The organism is Streptomyces sp. NPDC104831 (assembly GCF_055583025.1).
In genome coordinates this window covers 1-11,024 of the sequence record NZ_JBVJOT010000114.1, presented here as the reverse complement: position 1 = coordinate 11,024, position 11,024 = coordinate 1, and the positions used below count along the sequence as shown (strand labels likewise).

Annotated in this window: 11 protein-coding genes; 5 read left to right on the top strand and 6 right to left on the bottom strand. The window is 69.3% G+C overall.

Annotated features, from left to right (window positions below; all coding sequences use genetic code 11):
• Positions 1 to 114: 114 nt before the first annotated feature.
• The 5 genes from ACZ63H_RS37870 to ACZ63H_RS37850 all read right to left on the bottom strand — a co-directional run bounded on the left by ACZ63H_RS37870 (position 115) and on the right by ACZ63H_RS37850 (position 4,266).
• A complete protein-coding gene (locus tag ACZ63H_RS37870) occupies positions 115 to 768 on the bottom strand; it encodes a hypothetical protein (RefSeq protein WP_469873007.1) in 654 nt (217 codons plus the stop codon).
• 4 nt (positions 769 to 772) lie between these two features.
• Complete coding sequence (locus ACZ63H_RS37865) at positions 773 to 1,216, bottom strand: hypothetical protein (protein ID WP_469873006.1); 444 nt, start codon at positions 1,214 to 1,216, stop codon at positions 773 to 775.
• A 690-nt stretch (positions 1,217 to 1,906) separates the two neighbouring features.
• Positions 1,907 to 2,347, bottom strand: coding sequence for an NUDIX domain-containing protein (locus ACZ63H_RS37860; protein WP_469873005.1), 441 nt, complete (start codon positions 2,345 to 2,347; stop codon positions 1,907 to 1,909).
• A gap of 10 nt (positions 2,348 to 2,357) precedes the next feature.
• The gene (locus tag ACZ63H_RS37855; RefSeq protein ID WP_469873004.1) at positions 2,358 to 3,605 is read right to left on the bottom strand and encodes an MAB_1171c family putative transporter; all 1,248 of its coding nucleotides are present in this window, start codon (positions 3,603 to 3,605) and stop codon (positions 2,358 to 2,360) included.
• Positions 3,606 to 3,618: 13 nt separating this feature from the next.
• Positions 3,619 to 4,266, bottom strand: coding sequence for a hypothetical protein (locus ACZ63H_RS37850; RefSeq protein ID WP_469873003.1), 648 nt, complete (start codon positions 4,264 to 4,266; stop codon positions 3,619 to 3,621).
• A 650-nt stretch (positions 4,267 to 4,916) separates the two neighbouring features.
• Here ACZ63H_RS37850 and ACZ63H_RS37845 point away from each other — a divergent pair.
• Positions 4,917 to 5,741 (top strand): MmyB family transcriptional regulator, encoded by an 825-nt coding sequence (locus ACZ63H_RS37845; protein ID WP_469873002.1) that lies wholly within the window; start codon positions 4,917 to 4,919, stop codon positions 5,739 to 5,741.
• 224 nt (positions 5,742 to 5,965) lie between these two features.
• Here ACZ63H_RS37845 and ACZ63H_RS37840 read toward each other — a convergent pair whose 3' ends face one another.
• Entirely contained in the window at positions 5,966 to 6,841 is an 876-nt protein-coding gene (locus tag ACZ63H_RS37840) for a helix-turn-helix domain-containing protein (protein ID WP_469873001.1), read from the bottom strand.
• 659 nt (positions 6,842 to 7,500) lie between these two features.
• Here ACZ63H_RS37840 and ACZ63H_RS37835 point away from each other — a divergent pair.
• The 4 genes from ACZ63H_RS37835 to ACZ63H_RS37820 all read left to right on the top strand — a co-directional run.
• Positions 7,501 to 8,412, top strand: a complete 912-nt coding sequence (locus ACZ63H_RS37835; RefSeq protein ID WP_469873000.1) for a helix-turn-helix domain-containing protein — start codon at positions 7,501 to 7,503, stop codon at positions 8,410 to 8,412.
• Between the two features lie 2 nt (positions 8,413 to 8,414).
• A complete protein-coding gene (locus tag ACZ63H_RS37830; RefSeq protein WP_469872999.1) occupies positions 8,415 to 9,104 on the top strand; it encodes a zinc finger domain-containing protein in 690 nt (229 codons plus the stop codon).
• Between the two features lie 158 nt (positions 9,105 to 9,262).
• Entirely contained in the window at positions 9,263 to 9,907 is a 645-nt protein-coding gene (locus ACZ63H_RS37825; protein WP_469872998.1) for a WhiB family transcriptional regulator, read from the top strand.
• On the top strand, positions 9,904 to 11,024 hold a 1,121-nt coding region (locus ACZ63H_RS37820), incomplete at its 3' end, for a hypothetical protein (RefSeq protein WP_469872997.1). The genes ACZ63H_RS37825 and ACZ63H_RS37820, both read left to right, overlap by 4 nt.

The window sequence follows — 11,024 nt, the reverse complement described above, 5'->3', positions numbered from 1 at the left end:
CGATCCACGGCCGCGACTGACGCTTCCCCACGACCCGACCAACGAGCAGACAAGCCGATAGTCACTTGATCAACAACTTCTGTTAGGACCCCTAAGGGCAAGTGCGGTGCGCACTCACCAGTCGGTGATGTCCACCACGTACCGGCAATGGGGGTCGATCGCGTCCTTCGAGATCCGGTACTCCTCATCGAGCAGGGACGGCAGAGCCGCCAGCACAGCGGTCAGCGCACCGCCCGGGCGCACGTCGGCGGCGATCACTCCGGGCACCTCGTCGCTGTCCATGTACAGGCGCAGCAGGCCCCCCTCGCGGAACAGGAAGCCGCGCAGCCGCGCCCCGTGCCGGTCCTCGGCCGGATCCGTCGGGCGGGCCAGGCAGCGCAGGAGTGTGGCGGACCAGTCGTCCGTGGTGAACGGGGCTTCCGTCACCTCCGCCGGGTCGACCAGGTAGAGGTCCATGCCCATGACCGAAGTGACCCGGCTGCGGGGGTAGATGTGAGTGCCGGTATGCACGGCCCGCAGCAGTGCGACGACGTCGTGCGGCGTGCGCAGATCCTCGCCGTCTCTGAGGGGGATCTCGTAGGCGGTCAGCCGTTCCGGCCTGGTCTCGCCCCGGTCACCCAGCACTCCCCGGACGGCCGGCGCCTGCGACGGGGCGGGCAGGACTCCGCGCACGTGCTGGTCCTCCAGGAGGGGGGCGTAGACGTGGTCCGACAGGAGAGCGGCTACTTCGACTTGGAGGTCTGCGATCTCACGCTCGTCTTCGTCCATCAAATTACCCATTCACCCAGTTCGGGCACTTCTGCATGCCGTGGCAGTACGCGGTGATCACGCCGATCACCTGCCTTGCTCCGGCGTCGTAGCGCCTGTCGTCCGTCCTGCGAGCGTAGCGGGCCTTGACGATGATTTTGACGCGGCCGTGAGCCCGGTCCGAGGCCCATCCCCAGTACTGGAGGTTGTGCCCGTCCACCTTGTCAACCTTGTCCCGGAGCGGAATGTTGATGAGCGCGCACTTCTTGATGTTGTGCTTGCCGGAGAAATGGTTCCAGGCCAGCACGCCGTTACCCAGACGGGTGGGGATCCGGCGGCCGTCCGGGTCGGTTGCCTCACACTTGATGCGCTTGTTCCAGTAGGGGCCCGCGTGCGCCGGTGTTGCGGCACCGGCGAGAAAGAGCGCCGCTACAACGACAGGTGATGTGAATGCCGTGAGCTTCCTCATGCCACGACCATGGCGTTGCCCAACGGAACGCGTGCTTCATCCTCTTCGACAATCACTCAATCCGGGCCGCATCGCACATCAGTCCACCTCCGGCGGCGGACTCCGTGCCCGGGGGCGCCAGAGGCGAAGGGCACCCCCCAGCGGTACGCTCCAGCTGGCTGGATGGCCTTCGACGCCGATCTCCACGCGGCCTCTCAGCGCTGACGACCCGCCTCGCGCGCCGCCGACGACACCATCACGGTCGGCAAGGTCCTCGGCATGCTCACCTGCCAGCACGCCGCCGCCCGCAAGCCCTCCGCCGCCCTGCGCTATGTCGAAGCCGCCGTCGACCACACCGCCCACAGCAGCTCGCGCCTGGGCCGCATGGCCACCACACGCGCCGCCTATGGTGACATTGACACCTTCCACGACGCGACCTCCCCTCCCTCTACTCCGTCACCGCCGAAGAGGCCGCCAACGAGACCGGCCACGCACTCGCCGAACTCGCCGCCACCAACCACGCCGAAGTCAGCGCCTGCTCACCGAAGGAACTACCCTCATTGGACGGAAACGGCGTGAAGGTTCGTAGATGACGTGTTGGCAACCTGGTGGGGCCAACCGAGTGCGGCACTCGTAGCGGTTCCCAGGAAAGTCCCACCGAGATCAACAGGCAGCACCGCGGCTTCGATGCCTCGGGATTCGCCGGAGCGATCACACGGGCCCCGTAACGTATGCGATTCGCTTCGTTGCGGCGGCGATGCACGTCTCCGTCCACACGTCGTCCAGATGCGGTGGGATAAGGCCAGCCTCCTCTTCTGGGTGGCAGAAGCGGTACCCGCTCAGTTCGCTCTCCTGCAAGGTGATGGCCTCTTGGTCCTTCCGGCTGAGGATGCCGCCACGGAAGATGTACAGGATCTGTGCTCCCTTGCCGGGGACTGTGATCCAGGCGTGGGCCAGCAGTCGGCCGATGGGCGGGGTGATGCCCAGTTCTTCGCGGACCTCGCGGACGGCTGCGTCGTATGGAGTCTCGCCGCGCTCGATGTCGACTCTTCCGCCGGGCAGGTTCCAGTAGTCCTTGTAGGTCGGTTTGACGATGAGGACCTCGCTGTCCTCGTTGCAGAACATGGCGGCGGCTGAAGCGGTCAGGTTCATGGTGTGCTCTTTACGCTGCGGGGACGGGGGCTGGAGGCCGAGCGTCCAGTACGGGGTGGATGTGAGGGCCGGCGTGGCGGTATACGCGGGCGACACGCTGGAGCCAGGGCACTTCGGAGGCGAAGTCATCACTGGCCGTGTGGTAGGCGACGGGCGCTCCGGCGGGGGCGTCGGCGGTGGCGAGCGCCGCCCTGAGCCAGTACGCCTCGGCTGCGGCGTCGGCGTCCTCGCCGGTGTGGCCTTGGGCTTCGGCGAGCCGTCGGGCGCGATGGAAGAGGTCTGCCGGGGCGCGGCGACGCAGCTCGTGGGTGGCGTCGCGGATCTCGGTGACGTAGCGGCCGAGTCGGATCTGCGGGGTGGTGTCGTGGGAGAAGATGTCCCGCAGCATGTTGATGACGGTGGCGGCGCGGCGCCCGCCGAGGACCATGCTGGGCTGATGCAAGGCGATGCCGTCGACGGCCAGGACCAGGTCGCGCCACAGGTTGTGCAGTGCGACGAGTGCCTTGGTGGCGCGCCACCTGGCGGCGAGCGCGTGAGTGGCCGGCGTGATGGAGCCGAGCATCCACAGCAGGAATCCGGCGTACAGGAAGGCGTCGGTGATGTGTTCCTGCAGGGAGCCGGCCCTCGCAAGGGCCGGGTGGACGGTGATGGCGACGACGTAGACGGTGCGCAGGACGGCGTACAGAACCAGCAGTGTCATGCCGAGGGCCATCATGGTCAGGCCGGTTCGCAGGCTCTTGCGGGCGGCGAGGCGCGCGGCGCGTCCCCACTGGTAGGCGCAGACGGCGGCGGCGGCGCCTGTGTAGATGTAGAACAGGCCGAGGTAGAGGATCAGGCCGGGTTCGCCGACGTGCCGTCCTACGAAGTGCGGGCTGTCGGCGAAGGTTTTCGAGCGGTCCAGGGCCAGGAAGAACACGGCGGCGAGACAGAGCACGGTCGCCAGCGAGGCACGAGCCGCTGCACGGTGGACCAGTGAGGTGATCTTGATGTGGCGCGCGTTGGCGTCCTCGTCGTGGTACACGTCGCTGACGTAGGTCAGCAGTTCGCAGATGCCGACGATCGCCAGGGCGTGCTTGAGGAGGGTGGGCAGGTCGTTGACGCCGAGGTGGTTGACGACGAAGCGACCGCTGTCGGTGCGCAGCCACCAGGCGGCGGCGAAACATGCGAAGGCACCCGACAGGGAGCGGTCCCGGTGCCGGCCACGGAGAGCGGCGGGGAAGCGGACGGCTGCCTGCAGCAGCAGGAGCCCGGTGATCAACGAGACAAACGCTTCAGAGAAGGACACGGTTCTTTTCGGTGGTTGAGCGGCGGGGACGGGGAGCGAAGTTCAGCCTGGACAGGTCCTCATCGAGATGCCTGAGGGTGGCGTCTTCGATGTAGTCGACGTCATAGGCTTCGTGGTGCAGCAAATCGGCGAGCATCTCGGCGCGACGCTCAACGACGGAGTCGTAGCGGTGCCGGGTCATGATCCGGCCGCGTTGGGTCAGCCTCTGCAGGAGATCGGGCGGGAAGTCCGGCAGGAGGCCGGCGAGCTGCTCGAAGCTGGCCTCCGTTGTGTCGTCGCACCACAGGTGGGCCAACTCGTGAAGGATGATCCTTTGCCGGTGGAAGGCGGTCGTGCCCCCGACGTACATGATCAAGTCGACCGGCACGTCTTCGAGCTGGAGCCACAGACCACAGACATCGGTACCGGCCAGCAGGTAGTCAGGGATGGCTACGAGTTTGATTCGCCGGCCGCGTTCGGCCTCGATCCCGGCGATCAGGCCGTCCAGCGTGAAGGGCCGCGGCACGGGCATCTGCGCGAGCAGCGCCCGACATTCGTAACGTAGCGTGCGCCGGCTGAGTGGGCGGTTGCCCGAACCGGCGTGGCCGGCGGCAGCTGGAGCCCGACCGCGCTCCGGCGACTTCGTCCACCACATCGTGCGTCATAGTCTCCTTGCCCCCCGTTGCACTACCCATGGCTTTGTCGAACGCGGTTCAACGCCTCTCAGGCAGGGTCAGCGTCCATCAGGAGGCCGCCGCCGGCCGCCGTTGCGACGCACGTGGCGTAGGAGGCAGCTGCAGCTGCGGCCTCGTTCGTGCCGGTGAGGATGTGCTCGGGGCCGGTGGCCTCGGAGTGCTTCGCGCGCAGGTCCGGTCCTACCGGGCGATGTCCGGTGCGGCACGTGAAGTCGAGCCTGTGCCCCACGCCAGTGGACACGAGCACCGTGGGGCGACCGATCCCACGGATTCCGCAAGCGATCGGTGTCGAGCGGGACATGGTGATCCTTTCCGTGATCGAGATGCGCGAGTGGCCGGTTCAAGGAGGCCGGCAGCGGCTGTGTCGGCGACTTTAAGACCGGAGATGCGCGAGGAATGGGAAGCCGTAGCAGCGCTTATGCCGCTTATGAGAACTGGCAGTTCCCAGTATCATGGACTAGACCACCCACCGACGTGAGGTCACTAATTCAGGCTGGACGTCAACTCGCTGAATTCATTCGGCATTTGACTCAGAGCGTGTAGCCGTGCGGGGCGGCAGACCCACGCGGGTGTGTGACGTAGATCCCACCCCGAGCGTTATAGGAACGTTATGAATGGCAAGGCTGCAGAGGCACCAACCATCTCCCGCATTCTGCGGCAAGCTCGCGCACGCCGTGACACATCAGACATCCCGGGGTTCAGTGCGGCGTTTGGGGGCAGATCACGGCCCGGGATCACACAGGAGGAGGCCGCGAAACTGGCCGGCGTCAGCCGCCGCTGGTACAGCGCTTTGGAATCCGGCCGCCCTGCGAACTACAGCGACGCCTTCTTGCAGGCGGTACGGCGCATCCTCGACCTGACTACGGACGAGTGGCACATCGTCTATCGCCTCACCCGGGGGCACGCGCCCGCCGAGGCCCCCGTCAGTCCGCTGACGGCTTTGCTACCCGATTCGGTCCGTGACCTCGTCATCCACAGCGAGAAGTGGCCCCTCTACGTCAGCGACCATCGCTGGGACGTCCTGGTTCACAACCCCGCAATCCTGGAAATCTTCCCCTGGATGACGTACGGCCTCAACGTGATGGAGTGGGCCCTTACCTGGCCCGAGGCGCGCACGCAGCTGATCAACTGGCAGGAGGAGTGGGCTTTCCCCATGATGGCGCAGCTGCGCGTGCACGCCGAGCAGTACCGCAGCGACCAGCGACTCCAAGAGGTCATCGAGGTTGTACACCGCGACCCGATCGCCCGAAAACTCTGGAATTCCCCCGAACTGCCAATCAATGTCACTCACCCGGTATCACACCGGCCCCGCCGGCTCTACCTGCCGCGGCAAGGCGGGCAGGAGTTCGCCGTGCGCTTCATGGCTCTCACTCCCATAGAACTTCCTTCCTGCCGCCTGATGGCCATCATTCCGGCCGAGCCAACAGGGCGTTAAACGGCGCGCGTTCACAGCACTTTTCCGCAAACGGCCTCACCCCAAGGGAAGCTGGCTCCGTTTCAGGTGGGGTGTGCGCGCCAGCTCGCAGTCTCGGCGGATGTGTTGGTCATTAACAGCGTCCGGGGACCTCTGCTGGCGGTGTGATTGCCTGCACTGACTCCACGCGGATTAGTGCGGGCGGTCCCCCGACGCCCCCTCTCGTGCAGACCGCAACAGTGGCGTCAGCCCCGGTGGCCCTGGGGGGCGATTGCTTCCGTGCGGGCTTTGGCGACTTCTTTGTGGATGAACGCAAGCAGCTCTGCGGACAGCCCTGCTTCCGCGCCTCCGCGGGCGGCGATGGCGGCCACCTGGTTACTTAGCACCAAGGTCTCAGCGATCACCCGCTCGACGCCGGCATCGCCGGGCTTGAACATCAAAGGCGTGGTGTCCAGGGCCTCTGCGAGAGCCCGGAGGACCTCGTCGGGCGCGCTCACCACCGCACCGGTCCTCAGACCGCGCACCAGGTCCGCCGTGAGGACTTCCGCCCCAACCAAACCGTTGCCCCGTGCGGCGAGGGCGGCGTCGGTCATCGGCGCGGGCAACCGGCCCAGTTGGTAGGCGATTTTGCCCGCGAGCGTGGTCGGCAGCACGGCCGCCTCCACGGAGGCGGCCTCCGGCGACTCGTCCGGCTCGGGCACGTCGTGCCCGAAGGACCGCTCCTGCGCTCGCCGCAGCACGTCCACGCTGACGCCGTAGGCATCAGCAAGCCGCTGTTCATACTCCCTGCTCAGCCGCCGCTGCCCGTTCTCGGCTGCGGCCACCGGCCCAGGCGTCCGCGTCCCGGTCAACGCGCGGGTCGCGCTCTGGGAATAGCCGGCATCGGCCCGCAGGTCCGCCAGATCCGGTCGCCCCTTCCGGGGGAACAGCTCATCGAGATCCTTGCGGACGGCCGCGGCCAGGCGGGGCAGCTTCTCAGGGTCCGGTACCGACCGGGCCTTCTCCCAGGCGCTGACGCGGGCGGCACTGACGCCGACCTCTTTCGCCACGTCGCTCTGCTTGGCGCCCAGGGCTCGGCGTGCGAGCAAGAGGGCCTGGGCGTCGAACAGCCTGGCCGGCATCCAACACTCCTTCCTCTTCGGCGAGATGCGCGTGGCGTCTGCTCACTTGATCGTTAGGCTAAACGAAGATACTTTCGTTCCACCGATCGAGTGGGCTGCTAGCTTACCTCCGGTCGTGCCGTCACGCCCGCACTCGGACAAAACGTCACTGCACATCCGCACCGCGCACCGAGGAATCACCACATGCCCCGCCCGACGCCTTGCCCGGCACGACTTCTACAGAGTTCTAGAGCCAACTCTGGACCTTGACACGGGTCCGTGCGTATGTTCGTCGTCCCCCGGGCAGCCCGCCCGGGGCACCCGCGAACAACACGGCGGGTACAGGCCAACGTACGCAGGTCCGCATACAGCGACGGCGCCCAGGAGCGGCTACTCCAGGACGCCGAACGCGTAGCGGCACGTACCGCCCCAGGGCGGGCCCGGCTAGGCCCAACGGGGCGGAGATTGCCCACCATCACCACGCTGATCCCTTTCCACGGGGCGCGTCAGCGTGGCAACACTGAAGGGGATTCTTGCATGCCTACCGCCCTGCGCAAAAGGCCGGAACGTCCAGCCCGCGCGGCAGCCATTTCCTCCCTAACACCCCACGGCCTCGTCACGCTAAGTAACACCTCGGCGTCCGTAGAGCGTCGCTCGAACCATGCGGCCGGGGGTGGCCGATGAGCGTCAGTGCCCGCGAGTGGGTGTGGGAGCACAGCTCCAGCCGGGGCACCGCACGGCTGGTCCTGCTGTCGATCGCTGACCGGGTCGCGGACGACAAGTGCGTCGCCTGGGCGTCGGTGGCGAGTCTGGTGGAGCGGACGAACGCCTCCCGTACGGCGGTGCGGGACGCGCTGGTCGCGCTCGACAAGAGCGGCGACCTGAAGGTCCTGAGCCACCTGGAGGGCCCGCAGCGCACCACGGTCTACCGGCTGCCCCGGGCTGCCGCGTGGCTGGCCAAGGTCGCCGCCGCGCGACGCGAGGACCCGGAGGCGTACGTCGAGCCGCCGACCGACTCCGACCCGGTGCCGGAGCTGGACGACGACGATGAGAAGGACCTGCGGCGGTACGGGATCTGGCCGAAGAAGGGTACGGAATCCGACCCCTCCGGCCGGAATCCGACCGGTACGAAATCCGGCCCCTCACGACGGAATCCGACCCCTCGACGTGCCGGAATCCGACCCCACCACGGTACGGAATCCGACCCCCAGAACCGTAGAGAACCGAAGGTGAACCGTAAAGGCAGCAGTAGTGGTGCTGCCGTCACCTCGGCTACCGACTGGCAGGTCGACCCAGCCAGCCACACCTGGGCCCGCCAGCAAGGTCACCTCGACCGCCTCGGCGAGGACGGCCTGCTCGCGGCGGATGCGAAGTGGCGTGCCCACCGTGCCGGGCACGCCCCCCGAGCGGCGGCTGCCTGGGCTGCCGACTGGCGGGCCTGGATCGCCCGGGAGCACGCTCCCACCCGCCCGAACCTCTACGCCGTGCCCGGTGGCGGGGCTGCCCCGGCGGGCGGCATGACCCGCTCCGAGGCCCACACCGCCGCCCTGCTGGCCGCCCTCAACGAGCCGACGCCGACCGGAACGGAGTAGCCATGGACCGCCGCGAAATCGCCGCCCTGCTGGCCTACATCGGCCGACTCGACCCCCGCATGATCCGCACCAACGAGAACGAGGCCCGCGACCAGCTCGCCCAGTGGCACGAACTGCTGGAGGACGTGCCACTGGCCACGCCGCACGGCTGGGACGCCTGCGTCGTCGCCCGCCGCCACATCCGCCTCTCGCCGTACCAGATCCTGCCCGCGGACATCGCCCGCCCCTGGGAGAACTACAAGCGCGACCGCCTGCACCGGCACACCGACCCAACCCCGGTGGCCAACCCCGACGACCAGGCGGCCTGGACCGCCGAGCTGGTCGGCACCCGCCGCGCCGTCGCCACCGGCACCGCCCAGCCCGTGGTCTACCGGCAGCTCACCGCAGGCCGGGCCAACCCGAGGCTGCAAGCACGGCTGGAGCAGGTCGGCTCCTGCATTCCGCCGGAGGCCCGCGCCGCCCTCGCGCCCTTCCGCCGCGCCCGCGCGGCCCGCGAGGAAGCCCTCGCCCAGGGCGAGCCCGACGCGCTGTCGGTGCGCTGCGACTGGTGCGAGGCACCGGTCGGCGAGCCCTGCCGGCGTCGGCGCGTCGACCCCGACGGCTTCGCACGCGGCAGCGCGCCGCGCGAGAAGCCGCACCCCGGCCGCAAGGACCTCGCCGCCGCCCAGCAGCGGCAGACGGCCATAGCCTGACCGGCCCTCCCAGGTGCACCACCGCGTGGTGCACCTGCGCAACACCATCATCCCGCCCTGCTGCGGCACACCTGCCCGGTGCCGCGGCAGGCGCCCGACGCCGCGTCGACCACCACCATCCCTCCGGCCGGCGACGCGGCAGCACACCGGAGACTTCCTTGCGCCACATCACCACCCACATCTCGCCGGCCACCGGCCTGCGCGGCATCGGCGACACCAGCTGGCAGCCCCACGGGGTGTGCCACGGCATGGACCCCGTGGACGCCGACGCCACCTTCTTCCCGCTGCCCCGCGACCATGAGGCCATCGCGGACGCCAAGGAGCTGTGCGGCCCGTGCCCGGTGCGCCGCGAGTGCCTCGACTACGCCCTGGAGAACGACCTGAGAGAAGGCGTCTGGGGCGGGCTGACGGAAGCCGAGCGCCGGCCCTGGCATGACGGGCTCCCCCGCCGCCTCGACTACCGGCGTGTGGCCGCCTTCTTCAACGGCCGCGACGTCCACCTCACCGACGCCGAGCGGCAAGTCGTCATCGACCATGCCTACGTCCGGGGATGGCGACCCGCCCGGCTCGCCGTCGCCCTGCAGATCAGCACCAAGCACGCCCGGGACCTGCTGCGGCAGGCCGCCAACAAGGTCTTCGACCGCGACCGCACCCTCGGCGTGCCCCGGCGGAAGAACCCCGCCAAGAAGACCACGGTGGCCCGGCGGAACCGGCCCGCGACCGCACCGCCCACTACGCAGCAGCCCCTGGCCCGCCCGGCGACGCCGACGCCGGCGTGCGCCCCTGTCGGAAAGGCCGCATGACCCAGCCCCTCCTCTCCCTCGGTGCCGGCACCGACCCGTCCCTCCTCCTCACCCTCGGCATCCCCGGCGCCGCCACCGCCCTGGCCCTGACCGGCTGGGCAGCCCGGCGGGCACGACGCTCGCAGAAACGTCCCAGCAACAAGGCGGTGGTGGCCGCCGCCCTGGCCGCGCTCGGCTGCACCGCCTACAGCGCCGACACGAGCTGGCGCTTCGCCGCCGACTACCTCGACGTAGCCGGCACCGCCGAACGCGCCGGCATGTTCGCCGCCGCCGAACTCGGCCTGTTCGCGACCGCCCTGATGGCCCGCCAGAACCTGACCACCCAGGGCACGCCCGGCATGCCGGGCACCCTGGTCTGGGTCATCAGCAGCGTGCAGGTCATCCCCGCCTACGCCGAGAGCGGGATCGTCGGCGGCACGGTGCGGGCCTTCGTCGGCCCGGTCATGGCCGGCATGCTCTGGCACCTGGCCATGGGCATCGAGCTGCGACTGCGCACCCCCGGAGCCGCCTCCAAGGGCCTGGTCGCCACCCTCGGGCGCGAAGCACGCGAAAGGCTGCTGTCCCGCCTCGGCATCGCCACCCGCGACCGCGACGCCGCACAGATCACCCGGGACCGCGCCACCACCCGAGCCGTGGACCTCGCCACCCGGCTCGCCGAACTCACCACCGAACAACGCCAGAGCCGACGAGGCCGGCGCCTGACCCGACGGCTGTCGAAAGCGATCGGCCGGGCCTCGGTCGGCACCGACTCCGACCAGCGCGCCGAGCTGCTCGCCCAGCTCGCCGCCCGCCGCAACGCCCTCACACTCGCCACGGTCCCGCTCTCCTCCCCCTGGTCCCCGGACCCGACCGGCGAGACCGCTACCGCGGTCCCCGCAGCGAGCCCACAGAGCAGCCCGGCCCCCGGCGGCGGGCCCCGCATTGGCAGCGGCTGGAACGGGGACGGGGAACTGCAGGCTCGCCAGGGGCTGGGGGGCGAACCCGACGACCGGGGACCGGGGACCGACCACGAGGACCGGGAGCCGGGGACCGACCACGAGGACCGGGGACCGGGGACCGACCACGAGGACCGGGGACCGGGGACCGACCACGAGGACCGGGGACCGGGGACCGACCA